The sequence below is a fragment of the Methylobacterium oryzae genome (assembly GCF_021398735.1).
Classification (GTDB): Bacteria; Pseudomonadota; Alphaproteobacteria; order Rhizobiales; family Beijerinckiaceae; genus Methylobacterium.
The window spans coordinates 2823799-2841335 of sequence record NZ_CP090349.1 but is presented as its reverse complement, the minus strand read 5'-3'; the positions used below and the strand labels follow the sequence as shown (position 1 = coordinate 2841335).

19 protein-coding genes are annotated in these 17537 nt (G+C 72.7%); 6 read left to right on the top strand and 13 right to left on the bottom strand.

Translation table 11 applies throughout. The features are described from left to right. Nucleotides 1-138 precede the first annotated feature (138 nt). The 3 genes from LXM90_RS13655 to LXM90_RS13645 all read left to right on the top strand — a co-directional run bounded on the left by LXM90_RS13655 (nucleotide 139) and on the right by LXM90_RS13645 (nucleotide 3193). Entirely contained in the window at nucleotides 139-1221 is a 1083-nt protein-coding gene (locus LXM90_RS13655) for an MlaD family protein (protein WP_020092338.1), read from the top strand. A 121-nt stretch (nucleotides 1222-1342) separates the two neighbouring features. Then, entirely contained in the window at nucleotides 1343-1921 is a 579-nt protein-coding gene (locus LXM90_RS13650; protein ID WP_020092337.1) for an ABC-type transport auxiliary lipoprotein family protein, read from the top strand. A gap of 252 nt (nucleotides 1922-2173) precedes the next feature. Continuing rightward, nucleotides 2174-3193, top strand: coding sequence for a helix-turn-helix domain-containing protein (locus tag LXM90_RS13645; RefSeq protein WP_042673838.1), 1020 nt, complete (start codon nucleotides 2174-2176; stop codon nucleotides 3191-3193). Here the strand turns inward: LXM90_RS13645 and LXM90_RS13640 are convergent. The 3 genes from LXM90_RS13640 to thiE form a co-directional block, all read right to left on the bottom strand. Next, nucleotides 3168-3794 (bottom strand): helix-turn-helix domain-containing protein, encoded by a 627-nt coding sequence (locus LXM90_RS13640; RefSeq protein ID WP_020092335.1) that lies wholly within the window; start codon nucleotides 3792-3794, stop codon nucleotides 3168-3170. The two genes, LXM90_RS13645 and LXM90_RS13640, sit on opposite strands and share 26 nt — an antisense overlap. A 136-nt stretch (nucleotides 3795-3930) precedes the next feature. After that, nucleotides 3931-4746 (bottom strand): bifunctional hydroxymethylpyrimidine kinase/phosphomethylpyrimidine kinase, encoded by an 816-nt coding sequence (thiD, locus tag LXM90_RS13635; protein ID WP_020092334.1) that lies wholly within the window; start codon nucleotides 4744-4746, stop codon nucleotides 3931-3933. Beyond that, on the bottom strand, nucleotides 4743-5471 hold the full coding sequence (gene thiE, locus LXM90_RS13630) for a thiamine phosphate synthase (RefSeq protein WP_020092333.1): 729 nt from the start codon (nucleotides 5469-5471) through the stop codon (nucleotides 4743-4745). The genes thiD and thiE overlap by 4 nt, the downstream gene beginning before the upstream one ends. A gap of 218 nt (nucleotides 5472-5689) precedes the next feature. On the opposite strand from thiE, the gene LXM90_RS13625 reads away from it, so the two are divergent. Beyond that, nucleotides 5690-6685, top strand: a complete 996-nt coding sequence (locus LXM90_RS13625; protein WP_234082882.1) for an NUDIX hydrolase — start codon at nucleotides 5690-5692, stop codon at nucleotides 6683-6685. Nucleotides 6686-6691: 6 nt separating this feature from the next. Here LXM90_RS13625 and LXM90_RS13620 read toward each other — a convergent pair whose 3' ends face one another. The 6 genes from LXM90_RS13620 to LXM90_RS13595 all read right to left on the bottom strand — a co-directional run bounded on the left by LXM90_RS13620 (nucleotide 6692) and on the right by LXM90_RS13595 (nucleotide 12090). Next, nucleotides 6692-8248 (bottom strand): serine hydrolase, encoded by a 1557-nt coding sequence (locus LXM90_RS13620; RefSeq protein WP_020092331.1) that lies wholly within the window; start codon nucleotides 8246-8248, stop codon nucleotides 6692-6694. A 147-nt stretch (nucleotides 8249-8395) separates the two neighbouring features. Next, the gene (locus LXM90_RS13615) at nucleotides 8396-8677 is read right to left on the bottom strand and encodes a DUF333 domain-containing protein (RefSeq protein WP_020092330.1); all 282 of its coding nucleotides are present in this window, start codon (nucleotides 8675-8677) and stop codon (nucleotides 8396-8398) included. 13 nt (nucleotides 8678-8690) lie between these two features. Then, nucleotides 8691-9509, bottom strand: a complete 819-nt coding sequence (gene panB / locus LXM90_RS13610) for a 3-methyl-2-oxobutanoate hydroxymethyltransferase (RefSeq protein ID WP_020092329.1) — start codon at nucleotides 9507-9509, stop codon at nucleotides 8691-8693. Nucleotides 9510-9632: 123 nt separating this feature from the next. After that, complete coding sequence (locus LXM90_RS13605) at nucleotides 9633-10229, bottom strand: rhodanese-like domain-containing protein (RefSeq protein ID WP_020092328.1); 597 nt, start codon at nucleotides 10227-10229, stop codon at nucleotides 9633-9635. A gap of 2 nt (nucleotides 10230-10231) precedes the next feature. Next, on the bottom strand, nucleotides 10232-11086 hold the full coding sequence (locus tag LXM90_RS13600; RefSeq protein WP_020092327.1) for a quinoprotein dehydrogenase-associated SoxYZ-like carrier: 855 nt from the start codon (nucleotides 11084-11086) through the stop codon (nucleotides 10232-10234). 41 nt (nucleotides 11087-11127) lie between these two features. Continuing rightward, nucleotides 11128-12090, bottom strand: a complete 963-nt coding sequence (locus LXM90_RS13595) for a quinoprotein relay system zinc metallohydrolase 2 (protein ID WP_020092326.1) — start codon at nucleotides 12088-12090, stop codon at nucleotides 11128-11130. Nucleotides 12091-12250: 160 nt separating this feature from the next. On the opposite strand from LXM90_RS13595, the gene LXM90_RS13590 reads away from it, so the two are divergent. Beyond that, the gene (locus LXM90_RS13590; protein ID WP_026604793.1) at nucleotides 12251-12817 is read left to right on the top strand and encodes a TetR/AcrR family transcriptional regulator; all 567 of its coding nucleotides are present in this window, start codon (nucleotides 12251-12253) and stop codon (nucleotides 12815-12817) included. Here LXM90_RS13590 and queC read toward each other — a convergent pair. From queC to LXM90_RS13570, 4 genes are all read right to left on the bottom strand, one after another. Then, nucleotides 12804-13523, bottom strand: a complete 720-nt coding sequence (queC, locus tag LXM90_RS13585; RefSeq protein WP_020092324.1) for a 7-cyano-7-deazaguanine synthase QueC — start codon at nucleotides 13521-13523, stop codon at nucleotides 12804-12806. The two genes, LXM90_RS13590 and queC, sit on opposite strands and share 14 nt — an antisense overlap. Further along, nucleotides 13513-13869 carry a 6-carboxytetrahydropterin synthase QueD gene (gene queD / locus LXM90_RS13580; RefSeq protein ID WP_020092323.1) on the bottom strand — a complete coding sequence of 119 codons (357 nt, stop codon included), beginning with the start codon at nucleotides 13867-13869 and terminating at the stop codon, nucleotides 13513-13515. Before queD ends, queC begins: the two co-directional genes overlap by 11 nt. A 100-nt stretch (nucleotides 13870-13969) precedes the next feature. Further along, nucleotides 13970-14923, bottom strand: coding sequence for a dihydrodipicolinate synthase family protein (locus LXM90_RS13575; protein WP_020092322.1), 954 nt, complete (start codon nucleotides 14921-14923; stop codon nucleotides 13970-13972). A 104-nt stretch (nucleotides 14924-15027) separates the two neighbouring features. After that, on the bottom strand, nucleotides 15028-15705 hold the full coding sequence (locus tag LXM90_RS13570; RefSeq protein WP_020092321.1) for a GntR family transcriptional regulator: 678 nt from the start codon (nucleotides 15703-15705) through the stop codon (nucleotides 15028-15030). 117 nt (nucleotides 15706-15822) lie between these two features. On the opposite strand from LXM90_RS13570, the gene LXM90_RS13565 reads away from it, so the two are divergent. After that, a complete protein-coding gene (locus LXM90_RS13565; protein ID WP_020092320.1) occupies nucleotides 15823-17415 on the top strand; it encodes an ABC transporter substrate-binding protein in 1593 nt (530 codons plus the stop codon). Nucleotides 17416-17537 lie beyond the last annotated feature (122 nt).

The window sequence follows — 17537 nt, the reverse complement described above, 5'->3', positions numbered from 1 at the left end:
CTGATCCCGTGCCTGCTCCCGTGCCTGACCCGATGCCCGATCGCCGCCGTCCCACCCAGATCCCGCCCTGCTCCCCTCCGGGAGCCGGGGCTCCAGGCCCGGCCGGATCTCCGCCGGCCAGAACCGCAGGTTGAGCGCATGGAAACCCGCGCGAACTACGCCCTGATCGGGGCCTTCACGATCGCCGTCATCCTGGCGGGCTTCGGCACCGTGCTGTGGCTCTCCGGCGGCTCCTCGCGGCAGGTCAGCCAGCTCGTCCGCATCGTCTTCTCCGGCTCGGTCGGGGGCTTGTCGCGCGGCTCGAGCGTGAACTTCAACGGCATCAAGGTCGGCGAGGTCACCGACATCCGCCTCGCCCCGCAGGATCCCCGCCGGGTGCTCGCCACGATCAAAGTCGATCCCGCGACCCCGCTCCGGGCCGACACCCGCGCCCGCCTCGACTCGGCGATGCTCACCGGCGTCTCGGTGATCTCCCTGTCGGGCGGCAATGCCGACGCGCCGGTGCTGACCCCGATGGCCAACGGCGAGCCGCCGACGATCTTCGCCGATTCCTCCGACATGCAGGACATGATGGCGCTGGCGCGCCAGGTGGCGCAGCGGGCCGACGACATGCTGGCCCGCCTCGACCGGCTGGTCTCCGCCAACGAGGGGGCGATCAACCGGTCGCTGACCAATGTCGAGACCTTCTCGAAGACGCTGGCCGATGCCGGCCCGAACATCTCGGCGCTGGTGAAGGCCGTGGACGGGGCCAAGCTCGGCCGGGTGATCGACAACGCCGACCGCTTCTCGGCCGCCCTGTCCAAGGCCAGCCCCGACATCGAGGCCGGCCTGCACGACGCCCGGCTGCTCGCCGGCAAGCTCAGCGCCTCGGCCGACAAGATCGACGCGGTGCTGAACGGCGCCCAGAGCTTCCTGGGCTCGGCCTCCGGCCAGGAGGGCTCCAGCACCTTCACGGAGATCCGCGCGGCGGCGATCTCGGTGCGCGACGCCGGCAAGGCGTTCCGGACCATGTCGGAGAACCTCGACAAGCGCACCGCCAGCATCTCGGCCAATTTCGGCCGGCTGAGCGGCACCGGCCGCCGGGAGGTCGAGGCCCTGTCGGGCGACGGGCAGCGGACGCTGAGCACCCTCAACCGCACGGTGCGCAGCCTGGAGCGCGACCCGAGCCAGGTGATCTTCGGCGGCAAGCCTTCGTTGCCTGAATACAACGGTGGCCGGTGAAATGCCGCGTCGCCGGGCGGATGTGTCCCGGCGCACGGCACGGATGCCGCAGCGGATTAGTTTTAACCGCATAGCTTATACAGCTCCGCCGTTCGCCGGCGGGGTCCTTCAGGTCATGCGTATGGTCCGCTCGTCCCACATCGCCGCCGCCGCGCTGCTCGCCGCCCTCTTGGGCGGCTGCGGCGGCGCGGCGCCCCTCACCTTCGACCTCGCGGCGCTGCCGGCCGCGGGGCGGCCGATCGCGGCCGGCCGCTCGATCGCGGTCTCGGAGCCGGTGAGCATCCAGCCCTTCGAGGCCGACCGGATCATCGTCCGCGAGAACGGCGGCGCCCTGTCGTTCCTGGGCGGCGGCCAGTGGGCCGACCGGCTGCCGCGCCTGATCCAGACGCGGCTCATCCAGAGCCTGGAGAATTCCGGGCGGCTCCGCTCGGTGAGCCGGCCCGGCGACAAGGTCGTGGCCGACTACCAGCTGATCAGCGAGATCCGCGCCTTCGACGTGCAGTCCGGGACCGGCGAGGCGGTGGTCGACCTGTCGCTGAAGCTCGTGGCCGACGGCACCGGCAGGGTTGCGGCGGCGCGGATCTTCACGGCCCGCGTGCCGGTGTCCAAGATCGATGCCGGCAGCGGCGCCCGCGCCCTCGATCAGGCGCTGAGCATCGTGCTGGCCGACGTGGTGCGCTGGGTGAACAGCGGGCGCTGACGGCCCCGCGGCCGGGCCGCGCCGACGCCCCCGCCGGGGCGGGGCGCTCGCGACGGAACGTCCTCCGAATGCCAGCCGCGCGGATCCGCTCCACGGCCCGACAGGCGCCACGGGTGATGGGACGGGCCCGACGGTGCATCGTGGGCGCGCGGGATTTCCTGCCGATCAATCCGTGTCCCGCGGCGCCGCGGCGGCGTGCGTGGACGGGGCGCGGTTGCGGTTCGCAGCAATCGCGGTCATACGGCTGCCGCGATGCAGACTCTGTTCTCAACTGAAGGTGTATTGGAGAAGGACAAGTTTCGCCTTTGGCGAGATATATGCGAAGATCGCCTGGTTCCGATGGCGCAGACTTGTCTCAACGACGAGCCCTTTCACGCGACGATCGAGGGGGCCAGTATCGGCGGCCTGGTCTTCACGAAATTCGCGCTGCGCAACCTGCGGGCGGCCACGACGCCGCGCACGCTTCGCCATGAAAACCACAAGACCGACCACCTGTTCATGAGCATCGTGCTCTCGGGACAGGTCCGCGCGGATCAGTACGATCGGTCGAGCACGGATCGGGTCGGCGACTTCTCGATCCGGGATACGAATACACCCTGGACGATCGAGCACAGCGGCTACAGCGAGGTGCTGGCCATCGGGATCCCGCGGGAGCGGCTGGAGAGGGCTCTGGGCTCCGCACGCCTGTTCGCCGGCGTGACTGTCGGCGGCGATCTGCCGACCGCGACCCTGACCCGGTCGTTCCTGGGCAACCTGCTCAGCCTGGGCGACCGGCTGACGCCCCAGGTGGCCGAGAGCATGGTTTCCACGGGGCTCGACCTCATCGTCGCCAGCCTCGCGGAGCGGCTCGCGCGGGAGGCGCAGCGGCCCGTCCAGGACAGCGTCGTGGTGCAGCGCGCCCGGGCCTATCTCGAGGCCCATCTCCACGATCCGACCCTGGACCCGCCCCGGCTCGCGGCCGCGGCCGGCGTGTCCCTGCGCCGGCTGCAGGCCTTGTTCCGCGCGCAGGACCGGCACGTCTCCGACTGGATCTGGCACCGCAGGCTCGAGGCGGCCGCCAAGCGCTTGGCCGATCCGGGCTGCCTCCACATGCCGCTGGGGACCTTGGCGTATGGCTGCGGCTTCCTCAGCCAGTCCCACTTCTCCCGCCGCTTCAAGGAGCGCTACGGCCTGAGCCCCCGCGACTACCGCGTGCGCGCCCTCGCGCGGGGCGCCGAGGGTGGGCCGGAGGGCCGACCGGGCCGCCTCACTCCATCACGGCGGCCTTCATGATCACCACCATGGTGGCCCGGGCCGGACCGTCCGTGCAGCGCACGAGGTGGGGCCGGTCGCAGCGGTAGCGCAGGGTCTCGCCGGCCCGCGCCCGCTGCACGACGCCGCCGATCTCGACCTCGAACGCCCCCTCGGTGACCGAGAGCGACTCCACCGAGCCGCGCTGGTGCGGGTCCGAGTCGAGGACGCCGCCCGGGTCGGCCGTGACCTCGTACCATTGCAGCCACTCGATCGTCTTGAGCCAGCCGATGATCGCCAGCCGCACCTTCCCGTCCTCGGAGACGAGGATCGGCGTGTCGGCCCGGGAGGTCTTCTCGATGAACGGCTCCTCGTCGCCGGCCGCCAACACCCGCTCGATCGACACGTCGAGGGCCTGGGACAGGCGCCAGATCGTCGCCAGCGTCGGGTTGGTCTCGTTGCGCTCGATCTGGCTGATGATCGACTTGGCCACGCCGGACTGCTCGGCGAGTTCCGAGAGCGACAGGTTGTAGGCCTTGCGCAGCCGCTGGATGGTCTTGCCGAGCTGGCCGGAGAGCACCTGCGCGCCGGTCAGCAGGTCGCGCCCGCGCGCCCGGTCGGGCCGTTCCGCCTGATCCTGCATCGTCCCCGATCCGCCTGCACCGTTCCATTATCCGAACGATCGTGCGCTTCTTCAAACGCAATCGACGCCCGGTTGCAAGGCGGCGGGCGGCGTGCGCGGCGGCGTGCGCACCGGAAAGCGGCGGCCGGATCGGCCTCTAAGTCCAGACGGCGTGGAAGTGGTGGACCGGCCCGTGCCCCGTCCCGACCGCGAGGCTGTCCGCCGCCGCGAGGGCGGCCGTGAGGTAGGCCTTGGCCTCCGCCACCGCCTCCGGCAGGGCCAAGCCCTGGGCGAGGCCCGCCGCCACCGCCGCCGAGAGGGTGCAGCCGGTGCCGTGGGTGTTGCGCGTCGCGATCCGCGGCGCCGACAGGGTCCGCAGGGTGCCGTCCGCCGTGACGAGGTGGTCGATGCTCTCGCGCCCCGCGCCGTGGCCGCCCTTGATCAGCACCGCCCGGGCGCCGAGGGCGACCAGCCGCCGCGCCTGGGCCACGATCGCTGCCGCGTCCGCGGCGACGGGCTCGCCGAGGAGCACCGCCGCCTCCGGCAGGTTGGGGGTGATCAGGTCGGCCCGCGGGAGCAGCCGCTCGCGGAGCGTCGCCACGGCGTCGTCGGTGATCAGCCGGTCGCCGCTGGTGGCGACCATCACCGGGTCGAGGACGACCGGGATCGACCCGGCGTGGCGCGCCAGGCCGTCGGCGACCGCCGCGATCACCGCGGTCTGCGACAGCATGCCGATCTTCACCGCCCTCACGGCGAGGTCGGAGAACACGCTGTCGATCTGCCGGGCGACGAACTCCGCCGGCACGTCGTGGATACCCTGGACCCCCGTCGTGTTCTGCGCGGTCAGCGCCGTGATCACGCTGGCGCCGTAGACGCCCAGCGCCGAGAAGGTCTTGAGATCCGCCTGGATGCCGGCGCCGCCGCCGGAATCCGAGCCCGCGATCGTGACCGCGATGGGCGCGGGGCCGCTCATCGGGCGCCGGCCCGCTCCGCCAGGGCGCCGTCGATCCGCGCGCGCAGGTCGCGGGCGCGCTGGCGCACCGACTCCGCGCCGAACAGCGCGGTGATCACCGCGACCCCGTCCGCCCCCGCGGCGACCACCGCGGCGGCGTTGTCGAGCCCGATCCCCGCGATGGCGCCGAGCGGCAGGCCGGCTCCGCGGGCGAGGCGGGCGCGGAAGGCGATGCTGGCGAAGCCGTCGAGGCCCACCGGCGGGTCGGGATTGTCCTTGCTGGTGGTGGCGAACACGCCGCCGATGCAGGCGTAGTCGACGGGCAGCCGGTACAATTCGTCGGCCTGGGCGGGCTTCTTCAGGGTGAGGCCGATGATCGCGCCCTCCCCCAGCAGCCGGCGGGCGTCGGCCGGGTGGAGGTCGCCCTGGCCGAGATGCACCCCGTCGGCTCCGGCCGCGAGGGCGAGGTCGACGCGGTCGTTGACGAGGACCGGGACGCGGCCGCCCACCGCCGCCAGGATCGCCCGGATCCGCGCCAGGGCGGCGCGGGCATCGGCGATGTACTTCTCGCGGTACTGGAGCAGGGTGCAGCCCCCCGCCACCGCCTCGGCGCCGAGCTCCGCCAGCCGCGCCCCGTCGGCGCCGCAGACGCCGACATCGAGGAGCCCGTAGAGCCGCAGGTCGACGGCCCGGCTGCCGGTCGGGGTCGAGGGGGAAGCTGCGGGGGAAGTCGCGCTCGCTGGCATCGCTGTCGTCGCTCGGTCCGCCTCGGCCGGTCCCGTGCCAGCCTACCCGGACCCCTGTTTGGGCAGGGCTCGCGGCGTTGGCAAGCGGCGGGTGGACAGCGGTGCGTCGACGGGCCCCCCCCGCTCCGTCATACGGCGGCGTTGACGCGCGGCGATCCTGTCCCCCTATAGGTGGGATCCGCTACGGCGCATCCCGGGGGACGGACGGTCGAGGAACGATGACGGGTGCCGCGACGCAGACGGACGCGCGCGGGGGGCAGGCCCCGCCGGAGCGCTCCTCCGTAGGCCTCGTCGCGGTGATCGTCGCCGCGACCAAGGGGGAGCCGCGCGCCCTGACGATCCGGGTCCCCGACCAGGCGCCCGGCCGCGGCGACGGCCTGCCGGCCGGCCCCCTCGTCCCCGAGCACGCCACGCTGGAGCGGGGCCTGCGCGCCTGGGTGGAGCGGCAGACGCACCAGCGCCTCGGCTACGTGGAGCAGCTCTACACCTTCGGCGACCGCGACCGCTCCGGCACGGCGACCCTGTCGGGGGTGCACTCGCTCTCGGTGGCCTATCTGGCGCTCGTCCGCGAGGAGCGGCCGGCGGGGCTCGCCGAGGCCGCGTGGCAGAACTGGTACCGCTACCTGCCCTACGAGGATTTCCGGCAGGGGCGCCCGCGCCAGCTCGACGCCATCGAGGCGCGGCTCGCCGAATGGGCGTCCGAGCCCGCGGACTGCGCCACCCGGACCCGCCGCCTCGACCGCCTCGGCCTGACCTTCGGCATGAACGGCGGTACGTGGAACGAGGAGCGCGTCCTGGAGCGCTACGAGCTGCTGTTCGAGGCCGGGCTGATCCCGGAGGCGCGGGGCAATCCCGGCCCGGCCCTGCCGAACGACCCGACCGGCGTCCCCATGGCGTTCGACCACCGGCGGGTGCTCGCGACCGCGATCGGCCGGCTCCGGGGCAAGATCAAGTACCGCCCGGTGGTGTTCGAGCTGATGCCGCCGGAATTCACCCTGCTGCAGCTGCAGAAGACCGTGGAGGCCCTGTCGGGGACGCAGCTGCACAAGCAGAACTTCCGGCGCCTCGTGGCCCAGCAGGGGCTGGTGGAGGAGACCGAGAGCGTGACCAGCGGCGCCGCCGGCCGGCCGGCGCGGCTGGTGCGCTTCCGCCGGGAGGTGCTGCTGGAGCGCCCGGCCCCGGGCCTGCGGCTGCCGTCGCGGCGGGCGGGGTGACGGCGGTCAGTCTCGCCGCGCCAGGGTGCCGAGCCCGCTCGCGTCGAGCGCGTCCACCGTCACGGCGGCGGCCCGGCCGTCGCTGCCGATGGCGAAGCGGACGGCGGAGGGGCGGTCGGGCGCCTCGGCGTCCGGGAAGCTGAGGAAGAGGTCGCGGTCGAAGTGCCGGAGGGGGTAGCGGCGCGCCCCCGCGGGGCCGACCGTCAGCGTCAGGGCGCCGTCCGCCTCCGCCACCACGGCCTCGCCGACATAGGCGTTGGCGTAGCGTCCGGCATAGGCCGAGAGCGCCAGGGGCGCGGCGGGCGGCGCCGGCGGTGTGCCGTAGGCCGCCTTGTCGGCGGCGATGCCCGGCGCGAACAGGCTCTCGTAGGCCGCGCCCCAGGCCGTCACCCAGTCCCGGCCGACGCGGCCGTCGAAGACGAGGTCGGCGAAGCTGTCGGCCAGCCCCTCCGGCACGCCGGACGGGAAGGCGTTGGTCAGGACGAGGATCCCGAGACCGGCCTCCGGATGGATCGAGACGAGCGTCTGCGCGCCGACGCTGAAGGCGCCCGCGTGGCCCCAGACGAGGCCGTGCCGGCCGTACTCGACGTTCCAGCCGAGGCCGTAGAAGGACGCGCCGCCGGTCACGGGGTTGCGGCCGCGGGCCATGAGCGGGGCGTGCGTCTGCGCCAGGGCCGGGGCCGCGACGCGCTGCGCGCCCTCGAAACGGCCCTTGCCGATCACGAGCCGCAGCCATCGGGAGAGGTCGCGGACATCGCTGCTGACGCCGCCGGCCGGTGCCTGCGCGTCGGGATCGCGCTCGATCTTGGCGGTCCAGACGCCGCCGGCCCGGACGTGGAGCGCCGCGCGGTCGGGCCGGCTGAGGAAATCCGCGTGGGTCGTGCCGGTGGCGGCCATCCCGAGCGGCCGGAACAGCCGGTCCCGGGCCACCGCCTCCCAGGGCTGGCCGGTCGGCTTCGCGGCGGCGACCGCGCCCTCGGTGAAGCCGAAATTGCTGTAGGCGTAGCCGGCGCGGAAGCTGGAGGCGGGCGGCGCGAGGCGCAGCCGGTGCAGGATCGCGTCGCGGCCGAAGCCGATCGCCTCCAGATCGTCGCCGGCGGTCCCCGGCAGGCCGCTGCGATGGTTGAGGAAGTCGCGCACCGTGACCTGCGCGGTCGGGTAGGGCTCGTGCAGCTGGAAGGCGGGATCGAGATCCGCGACGCGCGAATCCCAGTCGACCACCCCGTCGCCCACCAGGGCGGCCACGATCGTCGCGGTGACGGGCTTGGACAGCGAGGCGATCTGGAAGACCGTGTCGGGGCCGACCGGCTCGGGCTTCCCGGCCTGCCTGAGGCCGTATCCCTTCAGGAGGAGCGTCTCGTCGCCGAGGACGACCGCGACCGCGAGGCCCGGCACCGCGCCCGCGTCGACGGCCCGCCGCGCCAGCGCCTCCAGCGCCGGCAGCTGCGCCTCGACCTGCGCCCGCGTCAGCGTCCCGGCGGATCCGGCTCCGGGCCCGGCCGCGATCAGGCCGAGGGCGAGGCACGCGCCGACGAGGCGCCGGCGCGATCGGGCCCGCTGCATGAGTCGTCGATCCCGCCTGAGAGAGCTCGGACCTCGAGAGTGGCATCGTCGGGCCGCCGAAATCAATCGCGCCGCCCCGGGCCGCGCCGCGAATGCGCGGGCCGGCCTGACGGACACGGACGAAGACTGTTCGGGAACCGGGCCGGGCTAGCGGAACGGGTCGGCGCCGGGTGCCGGCTTCACGCCGCGGAGCATCCGGTACAGCGTCCATTCCTCGACGATCTTCCGCCCCGGAAGGGCGCAGAGCCCGATCGTGCCGCCATCGGGCAGCTTCGCGAGGATCGTCTGCCCGCCCATCGTCGCGCAGAAGGCCGAGGCCGGATTCTCCAGCGCGCGGGCCGGCCCGGATCCGGCAAGGGCGGCGCAGACCGCGAGCGCGCGGACAGGCCACGCGGCGGGCGCCCTCCACGGTCCGATCATGCGCGTCATGGGCCGCCCTGCCCTAACCGTAGGTGTGGTCGTCGGCCGGGAACCGGCCGGCCCGGACCTCGTCCGCGTAGGCTTTCACGGCGTCCTCGATGTGGGTCCGCAGGCTCCCGAACTGGCGCACGAATTTCGGCGTGCGCTCGGACAGGCCGAGCATGTCCTCCAGCACCAGGATCTGGCCGTCGCAGACCGCCGAGGCGCCGATGCCGATCGTGGCGGCGGTGACCTGGGGGGAGGTCGCGATCGCCCGCGCCACCGGCTCGACGATGCCCTCGAGCACGATCGCGAAGGCGCCGGCCTCCGAGATGGCGCGGGCATCCTCCAGGAGGCGGCGCTCGTCGTCGGGGGCCCGGCCCTGGACCTTGAAGCCGCCCATCGTGTTCACCGCCTGCGGGGTGAGGCCGATATGGCCCATCACCGGCACGCCGCGCTGGACGAGGAACGCCACCGTCTCGGCGAAATGGGCGCCGCCCTCCATCTTGATCGCGCCGGCGCCGGTCTCCTTGAGAACCCGGGAGGCGCTGAGGAAGGCCTGCTCCCGGCTCGCCTCGTAGGAGCCGAACGGCATGTCGACCACGACCAGCGCCTTCTGCGTGCCGCGGATCACCGCCTGGGCCTGGAGGATCATCATCTCCAGGGTCACGGGGATCGTCGATTCCATCCCGTGCATCACCATGCCGAGGGAATCGCCCACGAGGATGAAGTCGCAATAGGGATCGACGATGCCGGCCGTGTGGGCGTGGTAGGCGGTGAGCGCGATGATCTTGCGCCCCTCGGCCTTGCGCTTGCCGATATCGACCGCCCGGAGCCGTCGGGACTGCACGACCTGCGACATGGTTCAGACCTCATTCCGGCCACTCGGGACGCGGCGCGGGCCCCCTCTCCCGCCCGGGAGAGGGCGCGCCCCGCCACGCGAGCCTTGTTCCGCGGCGTCTCTTACAATGCCCGGCGATGCGGGTCAGCGCCCCGCCTGCGGCTCGGCGCCCGCCTTCCAGTCCGGATCGACCGTCAGGTTCGCGGTCTCGTGCATCTCCTGCCAGCCCTCGACGCCCTCGGGGAACCAGCGCACGCCGGTATAGCCCTTCAGCACCAGCCGCTTGGCGGCGTTCCAGCTGCCCCAGCACTCGACGTGGCAGAACACCACGACGGGCTTCGCCTTGTCGCCCCCGGTCAGCGCCGCGACGCGGGCGTAGAAGAGCGCCTCGCGCGCCGGCGCCAGGGGCTCGGCGCCGGCCTCCGGCATCCAGACGGCGCCGGGGATCGACGGATGCACCGGCAGCCAGAGGCGGCCCTCCGGGAAGTTCGACGGCTTGCGGTCCGGCGCCGCCACGTCGAGCAGCACCGGCTTGTCGGGGCCGGCGATCAGGGCGGCGACGGCGTCGGCGTCGACCACCGCGGCGCCCTTGAGGGTCTGCGGCGTGTAGCCCTTCGGAGGGCCGGCGTAGAGCCCCTCCGGCTCGGGCACGTTCACCGGCGAATCGGCCGGCGCCGCGGCGAGGCAGAGGAGCGCGGCGCAGGCCGCCGCGGCCCGGCCGGTCAGGAGGAGGCGCCGCATGGTCAGTTCGTCGGGCTCGGCGCGGTGAAGCTGTGCTGCCACTGGCCGCCCTGGTTGTCGGAGGCCGCCACCTGGATCGGCTTGCCGTCCGGCTTGAACGCGAAGTTGATCACCGGGTTCGACGCGATCGAGATGTCGCCCGTCATGGTGAAGACCTTCCGGTCGCCCGCCGAGACGGTGAGCTTGTCGATGTAGCGCGCCGGCGTGTAGTCGCGGGTCACCTGGTTCATCTGCATGCCGGAGAAGTTCGGGTGGCGGATCATCAGCGTCGCCTCCACGGGCTTGCCGGCCGCCGTCTCGGCGAACTTCATGCGCATGTCGCCCATGCCCTTCATGGCCTCCTCGTCGCTCATCCCCATCGGGGCCGAGCAGCCGCCGGAGGCCTTCACGAACTGCTTGGCCTCGTAGAGCTTGCCGTCCGTGGTCTCCACCACGGCGTGCATGTCGGTGTAGTTGTTGACCCGCACGCGCAGCTTCAGCTCGGCCGGGTCGGCGGCCGGCCCGAACTCGAACTTGGCCGCGTAGGGCGCCGGGTTGTCGTCGATGATCAGCGAGACCGCCTTGATCTGCCCGTCCTTGGGCATGGTCAGGGTGATCGGAACCAGGGCGGCGTCGAGCGCCCGGGCGGGCGCCTCGATCTTCACGAGGCTGTCGGTCGGGGCGATCTGGCGGTCGCCGAAGATCGACTTGGCGATCTCCTGCCAGCGGGCCGCCCGCTCCTGATCGGTGTCGGAGGCGCCGGCCGCCCGCGCGGCGCCGGCGAGCGGTCCCGACAGCGCCGTCGTCGCCAGGACGAGGCCGAGGGCGAGGCTGGAGAAGGTCTGTCCGATGAAGGTCTGTCCGATCCTGTGCGTCATGGCGTGCCTCCCGATTGGCTTGGATATGGGGATTCTGAAACCTATTCCCACTCGAGTTCCTGGTAGGCCACGGTGACGTTGCGGCCGTTGTAGGTGTCGAACAGGGCCCACTTGTCGCGCTGGTCCGCCGCGACGCTGGTCACGGCCTTCTCGATGGGCACGTCCTTGGCGATCGCCGCCCGGGTGCCGTCGCGCAGGGCGGCCAGGTAGCCGGAGAGGTCGGCGAGCGCCGGGGCGAGGTCGACCGCGACGGGGCCGTGGCCCGGGACGGCCCGGGCGGGACCCATGGCCTTCAGCCGCTCGATCTCGGCGAGCCAGCCCTTGAGGCTGCCGTCGAGGGAGGGGATCCGGTTCACGAACAGCAGGTCGGCGGGGAACAGCAGGCCGCTGCCGGAATCGATCATCGACAGGTCCGAGGTGGTGTGCGCCGGACCGTGCGCCGTGAAGGTCAGGCGGCGGTCGCCGAGGTCGATCTCGGCCGTGTCGGCGACGGTCATGGTCGGGTAGACCACAGGCCCGGTCCGGTCCTCGCCGAGCAGGTCGATCAGCCGCTTGCGGTAGAACTCGCCCCGGGCCGCCAGGGCCTCGGTGAGCTTGGCGTGGCCGATGAAGACCGGCTTGTCCTGGACGAAGGCCCCCGCCCCGAAGACGTGGTCCGGGTGGACGTGGGTCAGAACCACGTGAGTGATCGGCTTGTCCGTGCGCTTGGCGATCTCGGCGCGCAGCCACTGGCCGTCGGCGAGGCTGCCGCCGGACTCGGTCACCACCACGCCGGTCCTGCCGACGAGGAAGCCGATATTGGCGATGGCGTCGGCGTTGTCGGGGGTGGCGTCGGCGATCAGGCCCTTGCGCACGTACAGGCCCGGCCCGACCTCCTCCATCGTGAAGCTCTCGGCGGCGCGGCCCAGCGTCGGCAGGCAGCACAGGCAGAGCCCCGCGAAGAGGGCGTGCCGTCGCGTCGGCCCGGCGGTCTGCACCCGCGGATGGACGGCGCGTGCCGTCATGCCGAAACCTCCCGATCTTGCCCGTTCTTGATTGTCTACCATTAAGTAGGTAGATTGATCGTCCGTCAAGGGGTCGCCGGGAGCCGGTCCCCGCCGCGGCCGCACGTTCGCGTGACTTCGTGCGATGACGGGGGTGAGTTTTGGAGCGACGTTCGCCGCGATGAGGGATACCCGCGCCGAGTTGCTGATGCAGGCCGAGACCCTGGTGCGGGGCCGCGGCTTCGCCGGCTTCAGCTACGCCGACCTCGCGGCGGCGGTGGGCATCCGCAAGGCGAGCATCCACCACCACTTCCCCACCAAGGTCGATCTCGGCGCCGCCCTGGTGGCGGCCTACGCGGCGCGCTACGCCGCGGCCCTGGAGGCGATCCGCCGGGACGTGCCGGACGGGCCGGGCCGGGTCGAGGCCTACGGGCGGCTCTATCTCGGCGGCGTCGAGCAGGGGCTCGGCTGCCTCTGCGCGGCGCTGGCCATCGAGGGCGAGGCCCTGCCCGAGCGCCTGCGCCGGGACGTCGCGGCCTTCTTCGCGGACCATCTCGCGTGGCTGGAAGGCATCCTGCGCGCGGGCCAGGTGGATGGCAGCGTGCGCGGCGGCGCGGATCCGGCGGCGCTCGCCCGCTACGTCGTCGCCACCCTGGAGGGGGCGCTCCTGATGGAGCGCCTGTTCGCGAGCCCCGACGCCTTCCGGGGGACGCTGGCGGTGCTGGTCGACGGCCTCAGGCCGCAGTGAACCGGGCGTAGCCGTCCGCCCGCAGCCGGCAGGCCGGGCAGGTGCCGCAGCCGTAGCCCCAGGGATGCCGCTGCCCGCGCTCGCCGAGGTAGCAGGTGTGGCTCTCCTCGACGATCAGGTCGACCAGCGCCCGCCCGCCGAGGCTCTCGGCCAGCTCCCAGGTCTGCGCCTTGTCGAGCCACATCAGCGGCGTGTGCAGCACGAAGCGCCGCTCCATGCCGAGATTGAGCGCCACCTGCAGGGCCTTGATCGTGTCGTCGCGGCAATCCGGGTAGCCGGAATAGTCGGTCTCGCACATGCCGCCGACCACGTGCCGGAGCCCGCGCCGGTAGGCGAGCGCCGCCGCGAAGGTCAGGAACACGAGGTTGCGGCCGGGCACGAAGGTGTTGGGCAGGCCCGACGCCTCGTAGCCGATCGCGGCCTCCCGGGTCAGCGCCGTCTCGGAGACCTGCCCGAGGGCGTCGAGGGCGAGCGTGTGGTCCTCGCCGAGGCGGGCCGCCCAGGCGGGATCGAGGGCGGTCGTGCCCGCCCGCAGGGCCGCGCGGCGGTCGAGCTCGACCCGGTGGCGCTGGCCGTAGTCGAAGCCGAGGGTCTCGACGTGGTCGAATTGGTCGAGCGCCCAGGCCAGGCAGGTGGCCGAATCCTGGCCCCCGGAGAACAGCACCAGCGCGGCGCGGTCCCCCGGGATGGCGGCGTCACTCGCCATCGTACTCGGCCCAGGACATCGGGGTCTCGGCGACCCGCACGAGCGCGAGGCCCGGCAGGTCCGGCCGGAGGCGCTGCCAGATCCAGGCCGCGATGTTCTCGGCGGTCGGGTTCTCCAGCCCCTCGATCTCGTTGAGGCAGTGGTGGTCGAGCCGGGCGAGCAGCGGCCCGAAGATCGACTCGATGTCGTAGAAGTCGATCACCCAGCCGGTGTGGGGATCGACCGGGCCGGCGACCGTCAGCTCGACCCGGTAGGAATGCCCGTGCATCCGGTGGCAGCGGTGGGTCTCGGGCACGTTCGGCAGCCGGTGGGCCGCCTCGAAGGTGAAGGCTTGGGTGATCTTCATGGACGGTTCGCGGGTGTGGCCGATCTCGCCCCCGCCATAGCGCCGACGGGCGGTCCCGCGCAAAGGCGGGCTGCCCTGCGTTCGGCGGCGCGGCCGGGGATCAGGCCCCGGCGCCGGCTTCCGACCACTGCGCGTACCACGCCTTGAACAGGCGCAGCTGCGTCTCCGCGTAGTGGCGCTGACCGGCGCTGAGCGCGTCGGTGGCGTTGAAGTGCAGCGCGTATTCCGGGTTCCCCTCCAGCACCATCAGGTGCTTGTAGTAGAGGACGAGGTCGGTCCCCTCGTCGAAGCTCGACAGGATCGCCAGCGCGGCGTCGAGTTCCTCGGCCCGGCGCCGGGCCCGGACGTCGCCCGCGGCGGCCTTCTCGCACAGGGCGACGAGGTGGAGCACCTCCCGCGGCAGGACGTTGCCGATGCCCGTGATGGCGCCCCGGGCGCCGCAATTGACGTAGCCGTGCACCACCTGGGTATCCACCCCGACCATCAGGGTGATGTCGGGGGACTGGCCGGTGATGTGCTCGGCCGCGTAGGTGAGCGAGGCCGCGCCGCCGAATTCCTTGAAGCCGACGAGGTGCGGGTGGCGGGCGCGCAGGCGGAAGAACAGGTCCGCCCGGGTCTCGAACCCGTAATAGGGGCTGTTGTAGATCACCGACGGCAGGTCGACGGCCGCCTCCAGGATGCCGCCGAAATGCGCCTCCTGGGCCGCGGCCGAACTGCCGCGCGACAGGACCCGCGGGATGATCATCAGGCCGTGGGCGCCGGCCGCCTTGGCGTGCGCCGCGAGCGCCGCCGCCCGCTTCGGGTTCTGCGCGCCGGTCCCGACGATCACCGGGACGCCGGCGGCGAGCAGCCGCTCGACGCCCGCCATCCGCTCCTCGTCGGTGAGTAGCGGCCAGTCGCCCATCGAGCCGCAGTAGACGACCGCCGACATGCCGGCACCGACGAGCTCCCGCCCCTTGCGCGCCAGGGCGTCGAGGTCGGGCGTCCGGTCCGGCCGGCAGGGCGTCATCAGGGCCGGGATCGTGCCGGAGAAGATGTGTCGATCGAAGGCCATCGCCGGCTCGCCTGCTGGGAGGTGGGATCGTCCCGGCCGGCCCCGCGGGCCTCGCGGGGCGGCACGCCTCTCCATGGCAGCGCCGCGCGAGTCTGGCAAGGATTTTATACAATCTCTGTCGCGCGGGCCGGGACCGGCGCGGCGCCGAGGAAGGCCATCAGCGCGGCGGCGACGTGGTCGATATGGTCGGTCAGGAGGGCGCAGGCGGCCGAGACGTGGCCGTTCCGGCAGAGCCGGACGATCTCGCGGTGCTCGCGGTCGGCCCGCTCCAGCTCGGCGCTGTCGGTGGAGAGCTGGAGGCGGGTGTAGCGGTCGCACTCGGCCAGCAGGGAGCCGACCAGTCCGAGGGCGCGGGGACGATCCGCCCGGCCGTAGAGGAGGAGGTGCAGCTCCGTGTTGAGGGCGCCCCAGCGCGCCGTCGCGCCCGCCCGCAGGGCCGCGGCGTACTCCTCCAAGAGGGTGTCGGCCCGGGCGTAGTCGTCGGCGGTCAGGCGGGGCGCCGAGAGGGCCAGGAGGCGCGGCTCGAGGGCGCCCCGGAGCTCGAGGGCCTCGGCGGCGTCGGCAGCCGAGAGTGGCGCCACCATGGCCCCGCGATGCGGCAGGATCCGCACGAGGCCCTCGGCCTCCAGCTGAAACAGGGCCTCCCGCACCGGGATCCGGCTGGCGCCGAACTCCGCCGCGAGGCCATCCTGGCGGAGCTGCGAGCCGGCCGGATAGCGGCCGTCGAGGATGCGCCGCCGGATCTCGGTCCCGATCGAGCTCGCGATGGTCCGGTTCTTCATCGTCTCGCTCCCGGTCGATCCCGGATGCCCCGCAGGACCCTTGACGGCGGAGCTCCGGTGTTGAAATTGTATAAAATCAATCGGGCAACGGGCTCGATCAGGACAAGGGTGCCCGCGATGACGCTCTCCCGTCGCCAGATTCTGGCCGGAACCGCCGGCGCGGCCGCCGGCCTCGGCCTCCCGCACCTGGTCCGGGCCCAGCCCGGCGGCGGCAGCGTGCTGCGATTCATCCCGTCGACGCCCCTGCCGTCCCTCGATCCGATCGTCGCCACGAGCTACGTCATCCGCAATCACGGCTATCTCGTCTACGACACGCTGTTCGCCACCGACGAGAATTTCCGCATCCAGCCGCAGATGGTGAGCGAGTGGCAGACCGCGCCCGACGGCCTGCGCTGGACCTTCCATCTCCGCGACGGCCTCACGTTCCACGACGGCTCCCCCGTCGAGGCCAAGGACTGCATCGCGTCCATCGCGCGCTGGTCCAAGCGGGACGCGTTCGGCCAGACCCTGGCGGGCTTCGTGGAGGGGTACGGCCAGGAGGACGCGCGGACCTTCACGGTCGCGCTGAAGAAGCCGTTCCCCCTGCTCCCGGCGGCGCTCGGCAAGCTGTCCTCGAACGTGCCCTTCATCATGCCGGAGCGCGTCGCCCTCCAGGACGCGTCCAAGCCGATCGCCGACGCCACGGGCTCCGGGCCGTGGCGCTTCGAGGCGCGGGAATGGATCCCCGGCCAGAACGCGATCTACACCCGGCACGCCGGCTACCGCCCCCGCGAGGAAGCGCCCTCCTGGGCGGCCGGCGGCAAGGTCGCCAAGGTCGACCGGATCGAGTGGCTCGCCATCACCGAGGCCTCGGCGGCGGTGGGCGCGATGATCCAGGGCGCGGTCGACTGGTACGAGCAGCCGGCGATCGACCTGATCCCCGTCCTCAAGGGCAAGCCGGGGATCGAGATCCGCAACGTGCCGCTCGGGCTGATCCTGCTGATGCGGTTCAACCACACGCAGCCGCCGTTCAACAATCCCGAGATCCGCCGGGCCGTGATGATGGCCATGAAGCAGGACGACTACATGCAGGCGGTGGTCGGCAGCCCCGAATACTACCGGGAGGCCAAGACCTTCTTCACGCCGGGCTCGCCGATGTCGACCGGGGCCGGCGGGGCCGCGGCCATGCAGGCGGACCTCGCCAAGGCCAAGGCGATGCTGGCCAAGGCCGGCTACAAGGGCGAGCGCGTGGTGCTGCTGGCCCCGGCCGACCAGCCGATCGCCTACAACCAGTCGCTGGTGACCCAGGACCTGCTCAAGCAGCTCGGCATGAACGTCGATCTGGTCTCGACCGACTGGGGCAGCTTCATCGCCCGCCGCGGCAACCGCGGGCCGGTCGATGCCGGCGGCTGGTCGCTGTTCCACACCCTCTGGTCGGGGGCCGACGTGCTGAACCCGGCGCTCCACCCACTGATCCGCGCCAACGGTCAGGCGGCGTGGTTCGGCTGGCCGGACGACCCGACCCTGGAGGGCCTGCGCAGCGAGTGGATCGCCACCAGCGACGAGGCGCAGCAGAAGGCGCTCGCCGCACGCATCGAGGAGCGGGCCTTCGCGGTCGTGCCCTACGCCCCGGCAGGCCTCGTGCAGCAGCCGATGGCGGTCAGCGCGAAGCTCAAGGGCATGGTCATGGCCCCGGTGCAGTTCTTCTGGAACATCGAGAAGACCGCCTGAGTCCGGGCGCTCCCGAGGAAGGTTCGTCTTTGCGAGCGCAGCGAAGCAACCCAGGGCAGCGGGCCGCTGATGGGCGTGGCGCCGCTGGATTGCTTCGCTCCGCTCGCAAAGACGCGAGGGCG

Excerpts from the sequence above, each read along its gene's own strand:
- LXM90_RS13655 (WP_020092338.1), top strand. The coding sequence starts at position 139 with ATGGAAACCCGCGCGAACTACGCCCTGATCGGGGCCTTCACGATCGCC.
- LXM90_RS13650 (WP_020092337.1), top strand. The coding sequence starts at position 1,343 with ATGGTCCGCTCGTCCCACATCGCCGCCGCCGCGCTGCTCGCCGCCCTC.
- LXM90_RS13645 (WP_042673838.1), top strand. The coding sequence starts at position 2,174 with ATGCAGACTCTGTTCTCAACTGAAGGTGTATTGGAGAAGGACAAGTTT.
- LXM90_RS13640 (WP_020092335.1), bottom strand. The coding sequence starts at position 3,794 with ATGCAGGATCAGGCGGAACGGCCCGACCGGGCGCGCGGGCGCGACCTG.
- thiD (WP_020092334.1), bottom strand. The coding sequence starts at position 4,746 with ATGAGCGGCCCCGCGCCCATCGCGGTCACGATCGCGGGCTCGGATTCC.
- thiE (WP_020092333.1), bottom strand. The coding sequence starts at position 5,471 with ATGCCAGCGAGCGCGACTTCCCCCGCAGCTTCCCCCTCGACCCCGACC.
- LXM90_RS13625 (WP_234082882.1), top strand. The coding sequence starts at position 5,690 with ATGACGGGTGCCGCGACGCAGACGGACGCGCGCGGGGGGCAGGCCCCG.
- LXM90_RS13620 (WP_020092331.1), bottom strand. The coding sequence starts at position 8,248 with ATGCAGCGGGCCCGATCGCGCCGGCGCCTCGTCGGCGCGTGCCTCGCC.
- LXM90_RS13615 (WP_020092330.1), bottom strand. The coding sequence starts at position 8,677 with ATGACGCGCATGATCGGACCGTGGAGGGCGCCCGCCGCGTGGCCTGTC.
- panB (WP_020092329.1), bottom strand. The coding sequence starts at position 9,509 with ATGTCGCAGGTCGTGCAGTCCCGACGGCTCCGGGCGGTCGATATCGGC.
- LXM90_RS13605 (WP_020092328.1), bottom strand. The coding sequence starts at position 10,229 with ATGCGGCGCCTCCTCCTGACCGGCCGGGCCGCGGCGGCCTGCGCCGCG.
- LXM90_RS13600 (WP_020092327.1), bottom strand. The coding sequence starts at position 11,086 with ATGACGCACAGGATCGGACAGACCTTCATCGGACAGACCTTCTCCAGC.
- LXM90_RS13595 (WP_020092326.1), bottom strand. The coding sequence starts at position 12,090 with ATGACGGCACGCGCCGTCCATCCGCGGGTGCAGACCGCCGGGCCGACG.
- LXM90_RS13590 (WP_026604793.1), top strand. The coding sequence starts at position 12,251 with ATGAGGGATACCCGCGCCGAGTTGCTGATGCAGGCCGAGACCCTGGTG.
- queC (WP_020092324.1), bottom strand. The coding sequence starts at position 13,523 with ATGGCGAGTGACGCCGCCATCCCGGGGGACCGCGCCGCGCTGGTGCTG.
- queD (WP_020092323.1), bottom strand. The coding sequence starts at position 13,869 with ATGAAGATCACCCAAGCCTTCACCTTCGAGGCGGCCCACCGGCTGCCG.
- LXM90_RS13575 (WP_020092322.1), bottom strand. The coding sequence starts at position 14,923 with ATGGCCTTCGATCGACACATCTTCTCCGGCACGATCCCGGCCCTGATG.
- LXM90_RS13570 (WP_020092321.1), bottom strand. The coding sequence starts at position 15,705 with ATGAAGAACCGGACCATCGCGAGCTCGATCGGGACCGAGATCCGGCGG.
- LXM90_RS13565 (WP_020092320.1), top strand. The coding sequence starts at position 15,823 with ATGACGCTCTCCCGTCGCCAGATTCTGGCCGGAACCGCCGGCGCGGCC.